Annotated in this window: 17 protein-coding genes, 1 tRNA gene and 1 riboswitch; of the genes, 16 read left to right on the top strand and 2 right to left on the bottom strand. The window is 72.4% G+C overall.

Annotated elements, in window-relative coordinates:
• The first annotated feature begins 58 nt into the window (after positions 1–58).
• The 14 genes from ACFYYR_RS28430 to ACFYYR_RS28365 all read left to right on the top strand — a co-directional run bounded on the left by ACFYYR_RS28430 (position 59) and on the right by ACFYYR_RS28365 (position 15,427).
• Positions 59–439, top strand: a complete 381-nt coding sequence (locus ACFYYR_RS28430; RefSeq protein WP_388859586.1) for a hypothetical protein — start codon at positions 59–61, stop codon at positions 437–439.
• A 252-nt stretch (positions 440–691) separates the two neighbouring features.
• Positions 692–1,351: a SurA N-terminal domain-containing protein gene (locus tag ACFYYR_RS28425; RefSeq protein WP_388859583.1), complete on the top strand. Its 660-nt coding sequence runs from the start codon at positions 692–694 to the stop codon at positions 1,349–1,351.
• Between the two features lie 296 nt (positions 1,352–1,647).
• A complete protein-coding gene (locus tag ACFYYR_RS28420) occupies positions 1,648–2,619 on the top strand; it encodes a nucleoside triphosphate pyrophosphohydrolase (RefSeq protein WP_388859580.1) in 972 nt (323 codons plus the stop codon).
• Between the two features lie 28 nt (positions 2,620–2,647).
• Positions 2,648–3,052 (top strand): DUF6479 family protein, encoded by a 405-nt coding sequence (locus ACFYYR_RS28415; protein ID WP_388859577.1) that lies wholly within the window; start codon positions 2,648–2,650, stop codon positions 3,050–3,052.
• Positions 3,053–3,238: 186 nt separating this feature from the next.
• Positions 3,239–4,009, top strand: coding sequence for a lysoplasmalogenase (locus ACFYYR_RS28410; protein ID WP_388859574.1), 771 nt, complete (start codon positions 3,239–3,241; stop codon positions 4,007–4,009).
• Between the two features lie 394 nt (positions 4,010–4,403).
• Positions 4,404–5,786, top strand: a complete 1,383-nt coding sequence (locus tag ACFYYR_RS28405; RefSeq protein WP_388859855.1) for a cytochrome P450 — start codon at positions 4,404–4,406, stop codon at positions 5,784–5,786.
• A gap of 104 nt (positions 5,787–5,890) precedes the next feature.
• Positions 5,891–6,889, top strand: a complete 999-nt coding sequence (locus ACFYYR_RS28400) for a transglycosylase family protein (protein WP_388859571.1) — start codon at positions 5,891–5,893, stop codon at positions 6,887–6,889.
• A 255-nt stretch (positions 6,890–7,144) separates the two neighbouring features.
• Positions 7,145–7,316: riboswitch (cyclic di-AMP (ydaO/yuaA leader) on the top strand.
• A 4-nt stretch (positions 7,317–7,320) separates the two neighbouring features.
• On the top strand, positions 7,321–7,995 hold the full coding sequence (locus ACFYYR_RS28395) for a transglycosylase family protein (protein WP_388859568.1): 675 nt from the start codon (positions 7,321–7,323) through the stop codon (positions 7,993–7,995).
• Positions 7,996–8,230: 235 nt separating this feature from the next.
• Positions 8,231–9,520 (top strand): phosphopyruvate hydratase, encoded by a 1,290-nt coding sequence (gene eno / locus ACFYYR_RS28390; protein ID WP_388859853.1) that lies wholly within the window; start codon positions 8,231–8,233, stop codon positions 9,518–9,520.
• Positions 9,521–9,670: 150 nt separating this feature from the next.
• Positions 9,671–10,156, top strand: coding sequence for a septum formation initiator family protein (locus ACFYYR_RS28385; protein ID WP_388859565.1), 486 nt, complete (start codon positions 9,671–9,673; stop codon positions 10,154–10,156).
• A gap of 60 nt (positions 10,157–10,216) precedes the next feature.
• Positions 10,217–10,759: a DUF501 domain-containing protein gene (locus ACFYYR_RS28380; RefSeq protein WP_388859562.1), complete on the top strand. Its 543-nt coding sequence runs from the start codon at positions 10,217–10,219 to the stop codon at positions 10,757–10,759.
• Positions 10,756–11,730 (top strand): exopolyphosphatase, encoded by a 975-nt coding sequence (locus ACFYYR_RS28375; RefSeq protein ID WP_388859559.1) that lies wholly within the window; start codon positions 10,756–10,758, stop codon positions 11,728–11,730. The genes ACFYYR_RS28380 and ACFYYR_RS28375 overlap by 4 nt, the downstream gene beginning before the upstream one ends.
• 574 nt (positions 11,731–12,304) lie before the next feature.
• Complete coding sequence (locus ACFYYR_RS28370) at positions 12,305–13,696, top strand: NAD(P)/FAD-dependent oxidoreductase (RefSeq protein WP_388859556.1); 1,392 nt, start codon at positions 12,305–12,307, stop codon at positions 13,694–13,696.
• Positions 13,697–14,119: 423 nt separating this feature from the next.
• Positions 14,120–15,427 carry a class I SAM-dependent methyltransferase gene (locus ACFYYR_RS28365; RefSeq protein WP_388859553.1) on the top strand — a complete coding sequence of 436 codons (1,308 nt, stop codon included), beginning with the start codon at positions 14,120–14,122 and terminating at the stop codon, positions 15,425–15,427.
• 87 nt (positions 15,428–15,514) lie between these two features.
• Here the strand turns inward: ACFYYR_RS28365 and ACFYYR_RS28360 are convergent, their stop codons facing one another.
• Positions 15,515–18,049: an ABC transporter permease gene (locus ACFYYR_RS28360; RefSeq protein WP_388859550.1), complete on the bottom strand. Its 2,535-nt coding sequence runs from the start codon at positions 18,047–18,049 to the stop codon at positions 15,515–15,517.
• Positions 18,050–18,314: 265 nt separating this feature from the next.
• Positions 18,315–19,094, bottom strand: a complete 780-nt coding sequence (locus tag ACFYYR_RS28355; RefSeq protein WP_388859547.1) for an ABC transporter ATP-binding protein — start codon at positions 19,092–19,094, stop codon at positions 18,315–18,317.
• A 379-nt stretch (positions 19,095–19,473) separates the two neighbouring features.
• Between ACFYYR_RS28355 and ACFYYR_RS28350 the strand changes: the two genes are divergently transcribed.
• Together ACFYYR_RS28350 and ACFYYR_RS28345 are read left to right on the top strand one after the other, a co-directional pair.
• Positions 19,474–19,555: transfer RNA gene (locus tag ACFYYR_RS28350), tRNA-Leu, on the top strand.
• 177 nt (positions 19,556–19,732) lie between these two features.
• Positions 19,733–20,641 (top strand): Bax inhibitor-1/YccA family protein, encoded by a 909-nt coding sequence (locus ACFYYR_RS28345; RefSeq protein WP_388859544.1) that lies wholly within the window; start codon positions 19,733–19,735, stop codon positions 20,639–20,641.
• Positions 20,642–20,763: the final 122 nt, after the last annotated feature.

Genomic DNA, 20,763 nt, shown 5'->3' with positions numbered 1-20,763 from the left:
GAGCTTCGTGGAAGACGGGCGGGATGCGTAGCAGCGCTATGACGGCATCGGGCACGGTGTGCGCGGTCTCGCGGGGGAGCGCGGGGATGCCCCGGCCAGCCGCTCGGCGCTCGGCGATGAAGGCCAGAGCCCGTTCGCGTGCCTGGCCGTGACCGAGGTTCCGGCCCTTGCGTGCTGCTTCGAGCGCGGCTACCTCCCGCTGTGCGGCGAGGATGTCGTCGCCGGCCGTCTCCACGTAGAAGACCGCCGCCTGCAGCAGTGGCGCGAGTACCTCCTCGGGGATGCGAGGGGTGGCGTTCTCTCCCTTGATCCGCCGCACCCCGGCGACGGCGTAGGCGCTGCGGCCATTCCAGGGCAGCTGCCAGTACGTCGGGCGAGCCGGCACGCGCGGGTGACGCCGGCCGACAAGCGGATGATGCTGCGGCAGTGCGGCGGGTGACCGGGGCCTCGTTTCCCGGTCCCCGTACTGCCCGGGGCCCGGTCCCCGTACCGCCCCGGGCACCGGTACCGGGCGTTCCGGACGGGCCGCGTACCCAAGTGACCGCGGAATCGTTGGTCGAATCAGTGGCTACGGTCCCGCGGACTCCCTAACATCGATCAACGCCGGATCGATATGCCCGCTCGTCGCACGCCACCGTCCCTCATGGAGGGTTTCGCCCGCACGCTGTGCCGATCTTTGCCGGGAGGCTTGATGCTGCCGTACCGCCCGAGGAACCGCTGGACCGCGCTCTCCGTGACCGCCGCCGCACTGCTCACCGCGTCCCCGCTGCTCACCGCCTGCGGCAGCACCCCGCACCCCGGTGCCGCGGCCGTGGTCGACGGCGACCGGATCACGGTGTCCCAGCTCCAGGACACGGTGGAGGGGGTACGGGAGGCACAGCGCAAGGTCCCGCAGTCCGCGCAGCTCATCCAGGACACCGGGCAGCTCAGCCGGGCCACCCTGAACAGCATGATCTTCGACAAGGTGCTGGCCCGGGCGGCCGAGGACGCCGGGATCGCGGTCAGCCGCCGCGACATCCAGCGGGCGCAGACCGCCGCCGAACAGGGCGCGGGCGGCGCGGCGCGGCTGCGGGCCCTCTGGCTCCAGCAGTACGCCATCGGTCCCGGCCAGGTGACGGACACCGTCCGCAACCAGCTCATGATGGACCGGCTGGCGCGCTCGCTCGGTGTGGAGCCCAACGACCCGAAGGGCCAGAGCAAGCTGGGCCGTGCCCTGCAGCAGGCCTCCGGATCGATGGGTATCGACGTCAATCCGCGCTACGGCACCTGGGACGAGAAGAAGGTGCTGCTCGGCACGGTGAAGGAGAGCTGGCTCCGCAAGGCCCCGCCGGCCCCCGGCGAGCCGGCCTGACGCCGCACCGCCGCAACCGCCGGCCCCCGGAGCACCGCCCGTCGGACCCGCGGGCCCCGACCACCCGCGCCCATCGGGACCGCGGAGCAAAGCGATGGCGGAGTAATGGGGCCGCGGAGCACAGGGATGGCGGAGCAAAGGGGCCGCGGAGCGCGGGGATGGCGGAGTAGAGGGACCGGAGATCAAAGGGATCAGGGGGCAAAGGGACCGGGGCGCACCGCCATCACCGGGCACGGGGTCCGACCGGGCCCCGACCGGCGGCCGGGTGCCCCCGCCCGGTGGGTTACGTTCGACGCGTGACTGCAGACGCCCCCGGCCGAATCGTCCTTCTCACCACCAGCCACCGGGTCGCCCCCGGGCTGCTGTCCTGGCCCGCCTGGCAGGTGCTGCACGGCGCCGACCGGGTGCTGTGCGCCGACCCGGCCCACCCGCAGCTGCCGTATCTGCGCGAGGCCGGGATCACGGTCGAGGAGGCGGCACCGGACGCCCAGGAACTGGTCGACGACAGCGCGGGCGGCCGCACCCTCGTCGTCATCCCGTCCGGTGAGGGCGACGCCCGGCTGACCGACGGGCTCGCCCGGCTCGCCGGATCGGGGCGGGTGCAGATGCCGGACCTGGAGCTGCTGCCCGCCTCGTACGACCTGCCGGGCGCCCGCCTCCTGGACCTGGTGCAGGTCATGGACACCATCCGGGCCGAGTGCCCGTGGAGCAGCGCCCAGACCCACGAGGGCCTGGCGAAGTACGGCATCGAAGAGGCCTACGAGCTGGTGGAGGCCATCGAGGCGGGGGACCGCGAGGAGCTCCGGGAGGAGCTGGGCGACGTCCTGCTCCAGGTCGTGTTCCATGCGCGCATTGCGCAGGACGACGCGGAGGAGCCGTTCTCCATCGACGACGTGGCGGGCACCATCGTGGAGAAGCTGATCCACCGGCACCCCCATGTCTTCGGGACGGAGACCGCCGAGAGCGCCGAGGACGTCAAGGCGCACTGGCGCCGCACGAAGGCCGCCGAGAAGCAGCGGGAGTCCGTCACGGACGGCATCCCGCTGGGGCAGCCCGCGCTGGCCCTCGCCACCAAGCTGGCCTCCCGGGTGCGGACGGCGGGGCTGGAGGTGGCCGAGCCGGTGTCCGCGGGCGGCGGTGACCTCGGCGAGCGGCTGCTGTCCCTGGCCGTCCGGGCGGAGGCGGAGGGCGTCGATCCGGAATCGGCGCTGCGGGCGGCCGCCCGCGCCTACCGGGACGCCATCCGGATGGCCGAACAAGTCGAGTGACCCCCCGCGACCCGGGTACTCGTCCGATATGTACCAGCAGCTGAGCTCGGACATCGCACTCCGGGACTACCTGGTCGGCATCGCCCCGCTGGTGGTCGGCATCATCGTGGTGCTTCTGCTGATCGGGGCCGTGTGGCTGGGGTACCGCGTCCGCTCGCGGGAACCCGACCCGCCGCAGCAGCCCCAGCCGCGCGGCGGTGCCTGGGAGACCCAGGTCGAACACCGGAGCGGGGAGGCCCCGCCCAACCACGGGCCCGGTCACCAGGACGTGGCCCGGCCGCGCACGGATGTGTCCGAGTACCGCGAAGGGGACGAGGTCCCGCGGGACGGCGTCCGGCGCATGCCGTACGAATTCGGCTCCGGGTCGCGGACCAAGGACGACGGGGAGCCCCGGAAGTGGGACCACGGCGGCAGCGGCCACGGCACGGGGTGACCCGCCGCGCGTGACGCGCCCGGACGGCGCGCACGCCCCGGCGGGACCCCGGCCCTTCGGGCCGCGGTCCGGGGGAGCGCTGCGCCCATGGGCCGACGGCCACCCGTCCGACGGGCCCGGTGGGAGCGGCACATCACATCACCCCACCGTTGACGGGGCATCAGCGGCATCGCGAGACTGCCTGCCATGGCGATCTTCGGGCAGGGCGGGCAGTGCAGGCGGACCCGGCAGGGCGGCACCCGGCGGCAGGGCGTACTCCGGGCGGCGGCCGCGGCCGCACAGCAGCTGACCCGGCCCGACGGCCACGGGCGCGGTGCGCTCGCCGCGTTCGGAGCGCTCTCCGCGGCCGACCTGGTGGGCGTGAGCAGCAGCCCGCGCGGCCTGTCCCGGGCCGCGAAGCCGCTGCTCATGCCCGCGCTCGCGGCCCATGTGCTGCGCCGCCGCCCCGACACCTCCGCGCCGGTCCCCAAGGCCCTCGTCGCCGGGCTCGCCTTCGCCGCCGCCGGTGACACGGCGCTCCTCTTCGACGAGCACAAGCCCGCCTTCCTCCTCGGAATGGCGGCGTTCCTGGGTACCCAGGTCAGCTACACCGCGGGCTGTACCGGACTCGGCGCACTCCGCGGCATCGCGCGGAAGCCCTGGCCGGCGGTCGGCTGCCTGGCGGGCTGGGCCGCGGTGAACGCCGCCCTCGCGCCGACCCTCGACAAGCAGCTGCGGCTGCCGGTCGCCGGTTACAGCCTCGCGCTGGTCGCGATGACGGCCACCGCGCTCGGCGTCGGCGGCCGGGTCGGCGCGGGCGCCGCCGCCTTCCTGGGCTCGGACCTGCTGATCGGGCTCAAGGCGGCGGGCCGGGAAGTGCCCTCCCAGGAGGTGCTGATCATGGCCGGGTACCTCCTCGGCCAGTACCTCCTCACCTCCGGCTGGCTGGAGCACCACGACGCCCGGCAGACCGCGTAACGTCCTCCGGCTCCCGGCTCCCGGCTCCCGGCTCCCGGCTCCCGGCTCCCGGCTCCCGGCTCCCGGCTCCCGGCTCCCGGCTCCCGGTGACCCGGCTCCCTGCTCCGGGGACCTGGGACCCGGCCCCTGACTCCCGGGGCACTGGCTCCGGCTCGTAAGACCCAGGCTCCGGGACCCTGGCCCGGCTCCGGCTCGCAAGCCCCAGGCTCCAGCTCCAAGCCCCCGGCTCCGGAGTCTCCCGCGGACGGGCGGCGGGGCCTCCCGGCGGGGGCGGTTACGGTGAAGCGTGCCCCAGGAAAACCCCGATCCGACCCCGGACGCCACAGCCCCGGACGCCGAGACCCCGGACATCACAGCCCCGGACGCCACAGCCCCGGACGCCGAGACCCCGGACATCACAGCCCCGGACGCCACCACCGCGGACCGCCGGACGCCGGAGGCCACCGCCCCGGAGCCCGCAACTCCGGATGCCGCCGCCCCGGCCCCCGAGACCCCCGGCGCCCGGGACCGAGACGCCTCCGACCCGGACTCCCCGCCCCAGCTCTTCGGCTGGGAGTTCGCCGCCGACCCGTATCCGGCGTACGCCTGGCTGCGCGAGCACAGCCCCGTGTACCGGACCGCGCTGCCCAGCGGCGTCGAGGCCTGGCTGGTGACCCGGTACACCGACGCCCGGCAGGCCCTCGCGGACGCCCGGCTCTCCAAGAACCCCGTCCACCACAGCGAGTCCGCCCACGCCAAGGGAAAGGTCGGCATCCCCGGCGAGCGCAGCGCCGATCTGATGACCCATCTGCTCAACATCGACCCGCCGGACCACACCCGGCTGCGCCGCCTGGTGTCCAAGGCCTTCACCCCGCGCCGGGTGGCGGAGTTCGCGCCCCGGGTGCAGGAGCTGACCGACCGGCTCATCGACGGCTTCGCCGGGAACGGCACCGCGGACCTCATCCACGAATTCGCCTTTCCCCTCCCCATCTACGCCATCTGCGACATGCTGGGCGTACCGGCCGAGGACCAGGACGACTTCCGTGACTGGGCCGGGATGATGATCCGTCACGGCGGCGGACCGCGCGGGGGAGTGGCCCGCTCGGTCAAGAAGATGCGGTCGTACCTCGCCGAACTGATCCACCGCAAGCGGGCGGAACCGGGCGACGACCTCATCTCCGGCCTGATCCGCGCCAGCGACCACGGTGAGCACCTGACCGAGGGCGAGGCGGCCGCGATGGCGTTCATCCTGCTGTTCGCCGGCTTCGAGACCACGGTGAATCTCATCGGCAACGGTATGTACGCGCTGCTGCGCCATCCCGTTCAACGGGAGCGGCTGCAGCGCTCCCTGGCGGCCGGCGAGACGGAGCTGCTCGCCACCGGCGTCGAGGAGCTGCTGCGCTACGACGGCCCGGTCGAGCTCGCCACCTGGCGCTTCGCCACCGAGCCGCTGAGGCTCGGCGGGCAGCGGATCGCCGCCGGGGACCCGGTGCTGGTGGTGCTGGCCGCTGCCGACCGCGATCCGGAGCGCTTCGACGCGCCCGGCACCCTCGACCTCGCCCGCCGTGACAACCAGCACCTCGGCTACGGCCACGGCATCCACTACTGCCTGGGCGCACCGCTCGCCCGGCTGGAGGCGCAGACCGCGCTGGCCACCCTGCTCCGCCGCCTGCCGGATATGCGGCTTGCGGTGGAAACGGATGAATTGCGGTGGCGTGGCGGGCTCATCATGCGGGGGCTGCGGACCCTTCCGGTGGAGTTCAGCCCTACAGGAAGTGAAGGTCTGTCAACTACGTGACCAATACGTGATCTCGACTACATCGTCTTGTGACTGCCGTGGGCCGCCGCTACTTTCAAGCGGTCCCCCCACGGCTCCCTGTCACTCGCTCGAAAGGCAACCGCATGCGTTCCGGGAACGGTCGACACCGCCGCCCCCGTCAGGCACCCGCCATCTTCGTCACCGTCGGCATGACCGGCGCGGGCATCGCGATGCCGCTGCTCGGGGCCACCGGCGCCCAGGCGGCGGACGCCGACACCTGGGACCGGGTCGCCCAGTGCGAGAGCGGCGGGCTGTGGAGCGCCGACGCCGGCAACGGCTTCTACGGCGGCCTGCAGTTCACCCAGGAGATGTGGGAGGAGTACGGCGGGCGGGACTACGCGCCGCGCGCCGACCTGGCCAGCCGCTCCCAGCAGATATCGGTGGCCGAGAAGGTCCTCGCCGACCGCGGGCCGGAGGCCTGGCCCAGTTGCGCCACCAACGCGGGGCTGCAGGAAGGGGGCGAGGCCCCCGACGTCGACCCCGGCAGCACCGAGCCGCCGGGCCCGCTGGAGTCCCTGCTGCCGCTCGACCCGGAGTACTCCGACGGCGCGTCGTCCTCCGGCAGAGCCGACGACGCCGACCGTGCCAAGAGCGGCGACGCCGATGACGACGAGGCCGACGGCAAGCAGCGCGAGGGCGAGAAGAGCGGCGACGAGAAGAGCGACGGCGCGGACGGCGACAAGAGCGGCGACGACAAGAGCGACGACGACAAGGCCGACGCCGACCGGTCGGACAAGAGCGACGGCGCGTCCGGCGGGAAGGACGGCTCGGGCAAGGACGGCTCGGACCAGGACGGCGAAGGCACCGGCCGGCACCGTGGCTCCCCCGCCGACGAGAAGGAATCCGGCGACGAGGAGCGCGACAGCGGACGGCACGCCTCGCGCGGTGAGGACCGGGCCGACACGTCCGCGGACGGCCGGTACACCGTCCAACCGGGTGACAGTCTGTCGGATATCGCTCAGGAGTACGCCCTTCCCGGTGGTTGGAGCGCGCTCTACGCGTCCAACGAGGACGTCGTCGGCTCCGACGCGGACGTGATTCGCCCAGGCCAGAACCTCGATCTGGTCGATTCCGAAGGGTAGTTCGAGCCCCTTTCGACCGTTGTGGGTGCGTGAGAGAAGCATCTCATCGGCCCAACGCGCCTGTCTGGACGGTCGGATGGCCCCGTACCCGCCCTCACCTGCGGTGATGCGAGTGACGGGCGGGCCGGGAGGGGTGAGACGGTCGGGATGTCGCACTTTGAACCCGCGGGGCGGGTGTGCTTACCGTCGTGTCCGCTCGCCACCGCGGGCGCCTCCGACCGTCACGCCGAATCCTGCCGGCGGCCGGAGGGAATCGTCGCGAAAGCGCCGTAGGCAGGAGCGGGGGACCCAAGGTAAGTGCCGGACACGTCCGTTGAAGGATGAACGGACCGACCGGCTAGGGGTGAAGCCCGGTGCGCAGGCACCGGGCCGGGCACTCACAGCCCGAACCCGACAGCTCACCTCGCAGGCGTCGGTGAGGAGACCGTTCCATGCTGCTTTCCGGCAAGAACAAGCACCGCCGTCCGTCCAAGGCCGTCCGTATGGCCGCGCTCGCCGGTCTGGCGGGCACGGCTGTGGCCGCCCCGCTGATCGGCGCCACCTCGGCCTCCGCCGCCTCCGTGGACACCTGGGAGAAGGTCGCCCAGTGCGAGTCCGGTGGCAACTGGTCCATCAACACCGGCAACGGTTACTACGGTGGCCTGCAGTTCTCCCAGTCCAGCTGGGCCGCCGCGGGCGGCACCCAGTACGCCCCGCGCGCCGACCAGGCCACCAAGGAGCAGCAGATCGCCGCTGCCGAGAAGCTGCTCGCCCAGCAGGGTCCGGGCGCCTGGTCCTGCGCCGGGGCCGGCGGCCTCACCGCGGGCGGCCCGGCCGCCGGTGTCGACACCGGCTCCTCCTCCGGCGGCGGCGCCGCGGAGGACCGCGGTGCCCCGGAGCACGCCGACCGCAGCGACCGCCCGGCCGCGGCCCCGCAGAAGCAGGCCGCGCCGAAGGCCGTCAAGAAGGGTGACGGCGAGTACAAGGTCAAGACCGGCGACACCCTCGGCACCATCGCGAAGGCCGAGGACGTCAAGGGCGGCTGGAAGAAGATCTACGACCTGAACAAGGACATCGTGGACGACGCCGATGTGATCTACCCGGGCCAGCAGCTCCACCTGAGCTGATCCGCCTCCCGCCGCCCGCCGCCCGGCCCCGGCCGGGGCGGCGGGCGGCGGGCCTGCCGCCCCGGCCCTGGCGCTCTGCCCCCGGACGCGCCCGGCCGGGGCGTGCTTTTGCGGGCCTATGGGCGCCTTTTTGTCTCGCCGGGCGGGCAGAGGCCGACCGATGCGGCCGGTCCGGTTAGGCTCGTGGCGCAGCGCCACTGAGACACTGCGAATCTGCGTCACACCTATGAAGGAGATGCTCGTGCCGTCCATCGACGTCGTCGTAGCCCGGGAAATCCTCGACTCGCGAGGCAACCCCACGGTCGAGGTCGAGGTCGGCCTCGACGACGGCAGCACCGGTCGTGCCGCCGTCCCCTCCGGTGCCTCCACCGGAGCCTTCGAGGCCCTCGAGCTCCGCGACGGTGACAAGAGCCGCTACAGCGGCAAGGGCGTCGAGAAGGCCGTCCTCGCCGTGATCGAGCAGATCGGCCCGGAGCTCGTCGGCTACGACGCCACCGAGCAGCGGCTGATCGACCAGGCGATGTTCGACCTCGACGCCACCCCGGACAAGTCCTCGCTGGGCGCCAACGCCATCCTCGGCGTCTCGCTCGCCGTCGCGCACGCCGCCTCCGAGGCGTCCGACCTGCCGCTCTTCCGGTACCTCGGTGGCCCCAACGCCCACCTGCTGCCGGTCCCGATGATGAACATCCTCAACGGCGGCTCGCACGCCGACTCCAATGTGGACATCCAGGAGTTCATGATCGCTCCGATCGGCGCGGAGTCCTTCTCCGAGGCCCTGCGCTGGGGCGCCGAGGTCTACCACACGCTGAAGTCCGTGCTGAAGGAGCGGGGCCTGTCCACCGGCCTCGGCGACGAGGGCGGCTTCGCCCCGAACCTGGACTCCAACCGTGAGGCCCTCGACCTGATCGTCGAGGCCATCCAGAAGGCCGGCTACACCCCCGGCCAGGACATCGCGCTCGCGCTCGACGTCGCCGCCACCGAGTTCTACAAGGACGGCGCGTACGCGTTCGAGGGCAAGTCGCTCTCCGCCGCCGAGATGACCTCCTACTACGCCGAGCTGGTCGCCGCGTACCCGCTGGTCTCCATCGAGGACCCGCTGAACGAGGAGGACTGGGAGGGCTGGAAGACCATCACCGAGCAGCTCGGTGACAAGGTCCAGCTCGTGGGTGACGACCTGTTCGTCACCAACCCGGAGCGCCTCTCCCGCGGCATCGAGAGCAACACGGCCAACGCCCTGCTGGTCAAGGTCAACCAGATCGGCTCGCTGACCGAGACCCTGGACGCCGTCGAGCTGGCCCAGCGCAACGGCTACAAGTGCATGATGTCCCACCGCTCCGGCGAGACCGAGGACGTCACCATCGCCGACCTGGCCGTCGCCACCAACTGCGGCCAGATCAAGACCGGCGCCCCGGCCCGCTCCGAGCGCGTCGCCAAGTACAACCAGCTGCTGCGCATCGAGGAGATCCTCGACGACGCCGCGGTGTACGCGGGCCGCTCCGCCTTCCCGCGGTTCCGCTCCCAGTAAAGGGGGCCTTGCACCAGGCTCGCCACGGCGGGGCCGCCGCACACGGCCCCGCCCGGCATCCGGACGTCCCCGTCCCCGGTCCCGTACCGTGGCCGGGGACGTTCGTACTGGACACGGAGAGCCGGTACGGGGAGCGACAGGGGAGGCGACGTGGCCGGAGACCGGGAGCGGTTCTCCACCGCGACCAGACTCAAGGCCCTCGGCGAGCAGGCCGCCGCCCGGGTCTACCGGGCCGGCCGGCGCGCCGGACCGCCGCGCCGCAGCCGGCTCACCGGCCGGGCGGCGCTGCTGGCCCTGGTGGTCTGCTCCCTCGTCGTCGCGCTCGCCTACCCGATGCGGCAGTTCGTCTCGCAGCGTTCCCAGATCGCCGAACAGCAGCGCCGCGCCGAGCGGGCGCGCGCCGAGGTCGAGCGGCTGCGCGACGAGAAGGCCCGCTGGCAGGACCCGGCGTACGTCGAGCGGCAGGCCCGCGAGCACCTGCACTATGTGCGCCCCGGCGAGACCGGCTACACCGTGGTCCGCGAGGGCGGCCCCGACACCGTCCGCAGCCGTGACGAGGAGGCGGCCGCCCGCCCCTGGTACAGCGAGCTCTGGGACGGCGTCGACCGCGCCGACGCGGGCCACCGGACCCGATAGGCGACGCGGGACACCGATCCCCGATCAACCGACCGAACCGACGAAGAGATCTGCGCAGGCATGGACACGCCCCCTCCCTCGACCGACCCCACCCCGCCGACCGACGCCGATGTGACGGCGATCGGTGAGCAGCTCGGCCGCGTTCCGCGCGGGCTGCGGGCGATCGCCCACCGCTGCCCCTGCGGGCTGCCCGACGTGGTGGAGACCGCGCCGCGCCTGGAGGACGGCACCCCGTTCCCGACGCTGTACTACCTGACCTGCCCGCGCGCCGCCTCCGCCATCGGCACGCTGGAGGCCGACGGCGTCATGAAGGACATGACGGCCCGGCTCGCCGAGGACCCGGAGCTGGCAGCCGCCTACCGGGCCGCGCACGAGGACTACATCCGGCGCCGGGACGCGGTCGAGGTGCTCCAGGGCTTCCCCAGCGCGGGCGGCATGCCGGACCGGGTGAAGTGCCTGCACGTGCTGGTCGGCCACTCCCTGGCGGCCGGCCCCGGGGTGAACCCGCTCGGCGACGAGGCCATCGCGATGCTGCCCGAGTGGTGGCGGAAGGGCCCGTGCGCGGGCTGCGGCCCGGCCGGGGCGGCGGAGGAGGCGCAGTGACCCGGGTCGCCGCGGTCGACTGCGGTACGAACTCCATCCGGCTCCTCGTCGCGGACGCCGACCCGGCCACCGGGAGCCTGACCGAGCTGGACCGCCGGATGAAGATCGTCCGGCTCGGGCAGGACGTGGACCGGACGGGACGGCTGGCGCCCGAGGCGCTGGAGCGGACCTTCGCCGCCTGCCGCGAGTACGCCGAGGTGATACGCGACCTCGGTGTGGAGGCCCCGGCCCGGCTCCGCTTCGTCGCCACCTCCGCCTCCCGGGACGCGGAGAACCGTGCGGACTTCGTCCGGGGCGTGGTCGACATCCTCGGGGTGGAGCCCGAGGTGATCACCGGCGACCAGGAGGCCGAGTTCTCCTTCACCGGCGCCACCAAGGAGCTCGGCGGCGCCGGCGACGGGACGTCGCCGTTCGAGGAGCCCTACCTGGTCGTGGACATCGGTGGCGGCTCGACCGAGTTCGTGGTGGGGGACGGCGCGGTCCGCGCGGCCCGTTCGGTCGACATCGGCTGTGTGCGGATGACCGAGCGGCACCTCGTCCGGGACGGGAAGGTCGTCGACCCGCCGACGCCCGGCCAGGTCACCGCGATCAAGGCCGACATCGCCGCCGCGCTGGACGTGGTCGAGGAGACGGTCCCGCTGCACGAGGCCCGCACGCTCGTCGGGCTGGCGGGCTCGGTGACCACGGTCGCCGCCGTCGCGCTGGGCCTGAGCTCCTACGACCCCGCCGCGATCCACCACGCCCGCATCCCGGTGGAGAAGGTCCGGGAGATCACCGGCGACCTGCTGACCTCGACCCACGAGCAGCGCGCCGCCAGCCCGGTGATGCACCCGGGCCGGGTCGACGTGATCGCCGCGGGCGCCCTGGTACTGCTCTCGATCATGGAGCGGACCGGTGCCCCGGACGTCGTGGTCAGCGAGCACGACATCCTCGACGGCATTGCGTGGAGCGTGGCGGCCGACGCGCACTGACGGTTCGCGGCGCCGTACGGGCCGCCCCGGAGCCATGGGCTCGGGGCGGCCCTCGGCGTTCAGCGGGTTCCCCGGCAGCGGGTCCCCGGCGTTCAGCGGGTCCTGGCGCGTGCCGGAGCGCGGCATTCCCGCACGCCTCCGGGCCTCCGGTGAACGGGGCGTTGACCTCTCCCGTCGTGCCGATGCCAGGGGTGCGAACCGCCCCGGCAGGGCCTCCGGAGGGGGCCTTGGGGGCCCCTGCCGAAAAAGCTTCGTGAAACTCTTCACATGAAAAAGTGCCCCCGCGACCGCTCTGGAGGGCTGTAAACCCCGGATAAGTGCCCGCTCCGCCTCCGAAGTCGGGGTCGCCGCCCTGTTTCGGGAGTGTTGCGCCGCGTCGGTCCGCTTCGGGCCGCATGGTGTGTCGGCGGACACAATGCCAGTTCAGGGGGGTGTTCAACGCCCCTGCCTACACTGAGGTTCCGTCCGTCGCCATGACCTCGGTCACGGCGGCGGCGGAGTGTAGCAGAGGGGTGCCCGATGCTTGTGAAGGGGCTCACGAGCACCCCCCGGAGGGGTGCTGGATACTCGAATCATGAGCACCACGGAGCGTCCCAGGATCCTCGTAGTAGGCGGTGGGTACGTAGGCCTGTACGCGGCACGCCGCATCCTCAAGAAGATGCGGTACGGCGAGGCGACCGTCACGGTCGTCGACCCGCGCTCGTACATGACGTACCAGCCCTTCCTTCCCGAAGCCGCCGCCGGCAGCATCTCCCCGCGGCACGTCGTTGTCCCCCTGCGACGCGTGCTTCCCAAGGCGGAGGTTCTCACCGGCCGGGTCTCCACCATCGACCAGGACCGCAAGGTCGCCACGATCACGCCGCTCGTCGGCGAGGCGTACGAGCTGCCGTTCGACTACCTGGTGGTGGCCCTCGGCGCGGTCTCCCGCACCTTCCCGATCCCGGGCCTGGCCGAGCAGGGCATAGGCATGAAGGGCGTGGAGGAGGCCATCGGCCTGCGGAACCACGTCCTGGAGCAGCTCGACAAGGCCGACTCGACGACCGATGAGAACGTCCGCCGCAAGGCCCTGACGTTCGTCTTCGTGGGCGGCGGCTTCGCCGGCGCGGAGACCATCGGCGAGGTCGAGGACATGGCCCGCGACGCCGCGAAGTACTACCCGAACGTGGAGCGCGAGGACATGCGCTTCGTGCTCGTCGACGCCGCGGACAAGATCCTCCCCGAGGTCGGTCCCGAGCTCGGCAAGTGGGGCCTGGAGCACCTCCAGAAGCGCGGCATCGAGATCTACCTCAGCACCTCGATGGAGTCCTGCGTCGACGGCCACGTCGTGCTCAAGAACGGCCTCGAGGTCGACTCCAGCACCATCGTGTGGACCGCCGGCGTCAAGCCGAACCCGGCGCTGGCCCGCTTCGGCCTGCCGCTCGGCCCCCGCGGCCACGTGGACACCACGCCGACCCTCCAGGTCAACGGCACGGACTACATCTGGTCCGCGGGCGACAACGCCCAGGTGCCGGACCTCGCCGCCCGGTCCGCCGGCGTCGAGAACGCCTGGTGCCCGCCGAACGCGCAGCACGCGCTGCGCCAGGCCAAGGTCCTCGGCGACAACGTGATCTCCGGGATGCGGGGCTTCCCGCAGACCGAGTACAAGCACGCGAACAAGGGCGCCGTCGCCGGTCTCGGCCTGCACAAGGGCGTCGCGATGATCGTGATGGGCAAGGCCAAGATCAAGCTCCGTGGCCGCCTCGCCTGGTACATGCACCGCGGCTACCACGGTCTGGCCGTCCCGACCTGGAACCGGAAGATCCGGGTCTTCGCGGACTGGGCCCTCGCGATGTTCCTCAAGCGCGAGGTCGTCTCCCTCGGCGCGATGGAGAACCCCCGCGAGGAGTTCTACGAGGCCGCCCGCCCGGTGCCGGCCGCCGTGTCCGCCGAGAAGGCCGCCGGCCCGTCGGAGAAGGCCAAGGCCTGACGCCGCAGGGCAGCACAGAGCAGTAGTCCGGAGGGACGTCCGCCATCCGTGGTGCGGACGTCCCTCCGGGCGTTCCGGGGCCGGTTCGCCGAACCGGCCCCGCGGTGCGTCCGGGCACCCCGGCACCACCCCGGCCTGCGGGGTCCCTTCCGGCCCGTGGGGGCCGCCCTCCGGTGCGGACGCCCGTTCGGGTGCTTTTGGCGGGCCCGGCCCCGAGCCTCGCCGGATGCCGTGGGCCCCGAGCCGACACTGGCTTCTGCGCCGGGCGCCCCCGGTGCGGGGTGGTTTGCGGGCGCATTTCGGCGTATGGACTGTAGGTGCTCTTTGCCGTTCTCTTACGCGGCAACAGGACTGCGTTCCGGGTCCGTTGGCGTTGATACAGGTGATGGACCCCGTCGATCCGCCGTCACGGAGGTGTACGACATGGCCGAAGCCGCGTCGCGGCTCACCGCACTTGCCGAGGAACTGCTGGGATCACCTCTCCCGGTCCGCATTCGTGCCTGGGACGGCAGCGAGGCCGGCCCACCGGGCGCCCCCACCCTGGTGCTGCGTCACCGCCGCGCCCTGCGCCGCCTGCTGTGGCGGCCGGGGGAGCTCGGGCTCGCCCGGGCCTGGGTCGCCGGCGAGATCGACTTCGACACCGATCTCTACGAGGGCCTCGACCGGCTCGCCGGCCTCCTCTGGGAGCGCGACCCGGGCACCGGTGGGGGCGGCGCGCTCGGTCGGCTGACCGCGCTGCGGGACCCCGGGCTGCGGTCCGCGGTCCGGGAGCTGGTCACGCTGGCCGGTCCGGGCCTGCCGCCGGCCCCGCCGCCCGAGGAGATGCGCAGCCGCACCGGAGTACTGCACAGCCCGCGCCGCGACAAGGCCGCCATCAGCCACCACTACGACGTCGGCAACGACTTCTACGAGCTGGTGCTCGGGCCGTCCATGGTCTACTCCTGCGCCTACTGGGAGGAGGGGGCGTCGCTGGAGGAGGCGCAGCGGGCCAAGCTCGACCTGGTCTGCCGCAAGCTCGCCCTGCAGCCGGGGGACCGGCTGCTGGACGTCGGCTGCGGCTGGGGCTCGATGGTGCTGCACGCGGCGCGCGAGTACGGCGTGCAGGCCGTCGGCATCACCCTCTCCACCGAGCAGGCGGCCTACGCCCGCAAGCGGATCGCCGACGCGGGCCTCACCGACCGGGTGGAGATCCGCGTCCAGGACTACCGCCACGTCACCGACGGCCCGTACGACGCGGTCTCCTCGATCGGGATGGCCGAACACGTGGGCGCCGCCCGCTACCGGGACTACGCCGCCGCCCTGTACGGCCTGCTGAAGCCCGGCGGGCGGCTGCTGAACCACCAGATCGCCCGCCGTCCGGTGGGGGACGAGGAGGGCTACCGGGTCGACGCCTTCATCGACGCCTACGTCTTCCCCGACGGGGAGCTGGCGCCGGTCGGCCGCACGGTCTCGCTGCTGGAGGAGGCCGGGTTCGAGGTGCGGGACCTGGAGGCGATCCGCGAGCACTACGCCCGCACCCTGCGCCGCTGGGTGGCCAACCTCGAAGCGGGCTGGACGGACGCCGTCCGCCTCACCTCGCCCGGCCGGGCCCGGGTCTGGCGGCTCTACATGGCCGCGTCCGCGCTCTCCTTCGAGCGCAACCGGATCGGTGTCAACCAGGTCCTCGCGGTGCGGACCTCCGGCTCCGGGGACGCGGGGCTGCCGCTGCGCAGCCGCGACTGGCGGAGCTGAGCCCGCCGCCCCGGCGTGCGGGGCGGCACAACGGACAGGGCCCGTCCGCACGGTGCGTACCGTGCGGACGGGCCCTGCCGCCGGGGGTCATTCGGCCTTGATGGCCTCCAGGGCGTTGAGCCGGGCGGCCCGCCGGGCCGGCCAGACCGCGGCCAGGACGCCGACCACCGCGGCCGCCGCCAGGAAGACGCCGATCCGGTCGAACGGGATCTCCATCGCGTAGGTCTTCACCTCTTCGCCGATGGACCGGCCCGCCGCCCAGGCCAGGAAGATGCCGAGCCCGATCCCCAGCAGGGCGCCGAACAGCGAGATCACCACCGACTCCAGCCGGACCATCTGCTTGACCTTGGCGCGGTCCAGGCCGATCGCCCGCAGCATGCCGATCTCGTGCTTCCGCTCGAACACCGACATGGCCAGGGTGTTGACGACACCGAGCACCGCGATGAGCACCGCCATGCCGAGCAGGCCGTACAGCATCTTCAGCATCAGGTTGATCATCTCGCCGAACTTGTTGCTGATGTCCTCCTTGTCCATGATCTGGATGCCGGGGTTCTTGCCCAGTTCGTTCACGATGGCGGTCTGCGCCGCCTCGGAGGCGCCCTTCTCCATCTTGACCAGCACCTGCTCGTCGCCGGGCTTCTCCAGGTGCGGGGTGACCACGGACGTGGCCACGTAGATGCCGTGGACCATGTCGTTGGCGTGGTAGATCCCGACGACCTTCAGCCGGTCCTTCTTGCCGTCGTCGAACTTCACCGGGAGCGGGTCGCCCATGCCGAGGTGCAGGTCGTCGGCGGTCTGACGGTCGATCACCGCTCCCTTGTCCGCCAGGCCGGCGAACGAGCCGCTGGTGAAGTCCGGGCCGAGCAGCCGGTCGACGGACTTCGGGTCGACGCCGTTGAAGGCCGAGTAGCTGCCGTCCGCCTCGCCGTACGCCTCGCGGACCGGGCTGGTCGCCGCGACACCGTCCAGCTCCGCCAGCTTCTCGCCCACCTCCGGGGCGAGCGGCGAGTAGTTGGCCATGCCGACGGTGTAGTCGGCCTTCAGGGAGTCGGCGGCCATCCGGTCGAGGGCGCCCTGCGTGGAGGTGGCCAGCACGGTCATCGCCGTGATGAGGGTGAGGCCGATCATCAGCGCGGCCGCGGTGGAGGCGGTGCGGCGCGGGTTGCGCAGCGCGTTCGCCCGGGCCAGCCTGCCCGGGACGCCGAGGCGGTCGAGCAGCGGCGTGGCGGCCGCGATGACCGGGCGGGACAGCAGGGGCGTCAGCACGATGACACCGATGAGCAGGCATCCGGCGCCGCCCGCCATGACGGGGTTGCCGTCCTCGCCCATCGAGGCGCCCAGGAGGACCAGCGCGCCGCCGAGCGCGGTGATGACCGAGCCGATGACGTTCCGGACGACCAGACTGCGGGTGGTGGGCGTGGCGTGGACGCTGTTCATCGCGGCGACCGGCGGCACCTTCGCGGCGCGGCGGCCGGGCAGCCAGGCGGCGAGCATGGTGACGACGACACCGACGACGAGCGAGACGAGCCCGGTGGCGGGCGCGATGACCAGTGGCCCGTCGGGCAGCGAGGCGCCGGTCATGGTGATGAGCGAGCGCAGGCCCACGGCGACGCCGATGCCCAGCAGGAAGCCGGAGGCCGCCGCGACCACGCCGACGAGCAGCGCCTCGACCAGGACGGAGCGCGTCACCTGGCGGCGGGAGGCGCCCACCGCGCGCATCAGGGCGAGCTCCCGGGTGCGCTGGGAGACCAGCATGGTGAAGGTGTTGGCGATGATGAAGATGCCGACGAAGAGCGCGATGGCGGCGAAGTAGAGGAGCGTGCTGCTCATCGACGCGGTCTGCTTGGCGATCATCTCCTCCTGCTCGGCCGCGAGGGTCCGGCCGGTGACGGCCTCCGCGTCCTTCGGCAGGATCTTCTCGACGGCGCTCTTGAGGGCTTCCTCGGAGGTGCCGGAGGCGGCCGCGACGGTGATCTCGTCGTACTCGGAGGTCTTGTCGAGCGCCGTGCGGGCGGTGGCGTTGTCGAACAGCACGAGGCTGCCGCCGGCTATGACATGGCCGTCGTCGGTGTGGAAGACGCCGGTGATCCTCGGCTTCATCACAGGCCCGTTGGTGGACAGCCGGACGGTGTCGCCGACCCGGTAGCCGGTGCGTCCGGCGGTGGCGCTGTCCAGCGCGATCTCCCCGGAGGACCGGGGGGCCCGGCCGGTGGAGAAGGAGTAGCGGGCGTCCTTGCCGTCGGGGCCGGGGACGTAGTTGGCGCCCATGGTCCCCCAGTCCTTGCCGACCAGCTTGCCCTGCTTGTCGGCGAGCGCGGTGAAGCCGGAGACGACGCCGGTGGCGGACTCGGTGCCCGGCAGCTTCCGGATCTTCGTCAGCAGTCCGTCGGTGAGCACGGCCTCGGGCTCGGACGCGCCGTCCTCGGGCATGGCAGCGTTGCTGCGGACCGACACGGAGGTGTGGTCGAAGCTTCTGGACATCTTGTTCTTGTAGGCGTCGCCGACGGTGTCGGTGAAGACCAGGGTGCCGGAGACGAAGGCGACGCCGAGCATCACGGCGAGCACGGTCATCAGCAGTCTGGCCTTGTGCGCGAGCACATTGCGCAGGGCGGTTCGGAACATTGGCTTTCCTGAGGGAGAAGCCCCCGCCCCGGTCTCGGGGCGTGCCGGTGGCAGCAGGGGCGGAGGGCGGACGACGGAGCGCGGCGGAGCCGCGGGACGGCCGGGCGGCGCGCGACGGCGGACGAGGAAGGGCGCGACGCGGAACGACGGGGGCGGCCGGCGGCGGGCCGCTCGGCGACCGGTGGAGCGGGCGGCCGGTGGCGGGCCGCTCAGCGACGGGTGGTGCGGGCGGCCGGTGGTGCGGGGCGGCGGGTCGGCCGTGGGTTCAGCTGGTGCGGCCCTTGGCGTCGAAGCGCTTCATCCGGTCGAGGACGCCGTCCGCGGTCGGTCCGTGCAGCTCGTCGACGATCCGGCCGTCGGCCAGGAAGATCACCCGGTCGGCGTAGGAGGCGGCGACCGGGTCGTGGGTCACCATCACCACGGTCTGGCCCAGCTCCCGCACGGAGTTGCGGAGGAAGCCGAGGACCTCGGCGCCGGACCGCGAGTCCAGGTTGCCGGTGGGCTCGTCCGCGAAGATGATCTCGGGCTTGCCCGCCAGGGCGCGGGCGACGGCCACGCGCTGCTGCTGGCCGCCGGACAGCTCGGTCGGCCGGTGCTTCAGCCGTCCGGAGAGCCCCACGGTCTGCACCACCAGATCGAGCCACGTCGCGTCGGGCTTGCGGCCGGCGATGTCCATCGGAAGGGTGATGTTCTCCAGCGCGTTGAGGGTCGGCAGCAGGTTGAAGGCCTGGAAGATGAAGCCGATCTTGTCGCGGCGCAACCGGGTGAGCTGCTTGTCCTTCAGTCTCGTCAGCTCGGTGTCACCGATGAGGGCGGATCCGGACGATATGGAGTCCAGGCCCGCGACACAGTGCATCAGCGTCGATTTGCCGGAGCCCGAGGGGCCCATGATCGCGGTGAACTCGGCGCTGCGGAACTCCACGGAGACCCTGTCGAGCGCGACCACCTGGGTCTCGCCCTCGCCGTAGACCTTCGTCAGATCCGTGGCGCGGGCGGCCACCGCGGTGCGGGAGGCGGTCTGGACGCCGGAAGAGGTGGTGGTCACGGAAGGGTGCTCCTGTCGGACGGTGCTGTTCGTGAGGACCGCTCCATCGTGCTGGCCGAGGGGGCCCTCCGTAATCAGTCCCGACGCCGGTTCCGTCGGCAGTCCTGGGAGGTAGCCCGGCGTCGCCGGGTCCTCCTTGGGGATGACAGCACCCCTGAGAGGGGCGGCCATTTTCCGTCAATCCCGGCCGAACAGGTGACCCGGGCCATCCGGCCCGACAAGGTCTCTACCACTGTCAGCGCCTTGCTGACGCCCCCTCAGCTGCCAATAAAATCAGACAACCTCGTTCTGTCGCAGGGCTGTTCAGGGGGCGGGCCCGGATAGGCTCGGGCTGCGCTCTGGGGAGGACCGTAAGACGTTCGGACGGTTCGGGAAGCCCGCCCGGATGGTGGAATGCAGACACGGTGAGCTTAAACCTCACTGGCCTTCGGGCCGTGCCGGTTCAAGTCCGGCTCCGGGCACCTCGCCATCCCCCCGGGCGCACTCTTCGTGCCCGTCCGGTCGCGACACGTGGCTCCGGGATCCTCTGGGGGGCTCACCGACTCCTCCCAAAGATCCTCCTCCGGTACTAGAGTGCATCCTTTGCTTACCCATTACTCTTGGGGCAAGGTCGCGCCCGACGGCCATGGAGGAATGAGATGAGGAGCAGCAACCCGGTCTTCTCGCGACGAGGGTTCAGCCGCGACACCGGCTACGCGGGCTTCAACGCGCCGCCGCAGGCCGGGGGCCCCGCCGCAGCCCAGCAGGGCAACCCGTACGCAGGCAACCCGTACGCGCAGGCGCCCGGCAACCCGTACGCCCAGCAGGCGGGCAACCCGTACGCGCAGCCCGCCGACCAGCACACGCAGATGGCCGACCCCTACGTACAGGGAGCGCCGCCGCAGGCCGGCCGGATGACGATGGACGACGTCGTCATGCGGACGGGCATGACGCTCGGCACGGTCATCGTCGGTGCCGTCGCGGGCTGGATCGCGCTGTCCGGACAGGGCCTCGGCCTCGCCATCGGCGCCGGTCTGGTCGCGATGGTGCTCGGCCTGGTCCAGGCGTTCAAGCGCAAGGCGTCGCCTGCCCTGATCCTGACGTATGCGGCATTCGAAGGCCTGTTCCTCGGCGGTCTCAGCGGCGCGATCAACGCCCAGCTCGAGGGCGCCCCGATGCAGGCGGTCCTCGGCACGCTGGCGGTCTTCGTCGGTGTGCTGATCGCCTACCGGACCCGGCTCATCCGGGTGAACCAGCGCTTCTACCGCTACGTGATGGCGGCCGCCATCGGCTTCGTGCTGCTGACCGCCGTGAACCTGCTGTTCATGGCCTTCGGCGGCGGTGACGGTCTCGGCTTCCGCACCGGTGGCATGGGCATCCTCTTCGGCGTCATCGGCGTCGTCCTGGGCGCCTGCTTCCTGGCGCTGGACTTCAAGCAGGTCGAGGACGGCATCGCCTACGGCGCGCCGCGCGAGGAGTCCTGGCTCGCGGCGTTCGGTCTCACCCTGACGCTGGTGTGGATCTACCTCGAACTGCTGCGCCTGATCTCGATCCTGCGCGGCGACTGACGCACGGGTCCCGGCGCACCGCGCGCCGTACGGACACCGCGAAGGGCCCGGAGGCACTGCCTCCGGGCCCTTCGGCCTGTGCTCGGACGGGTGGTGGTGTGCGCGGCCACGGCCGGGCCGGG

This window comes from Streptomyces sp. NPDC001922 (assembly GCF_042891165.1).
Taxonomy (GTDB): Bacteria; Actinomycetota; Actinomycetes; order Streptomycetales; family Streptomycetaceae; genus Streptomyces.
This window is presented reverse-complemented; position numbering and strand designations above follow the sequence as displayed.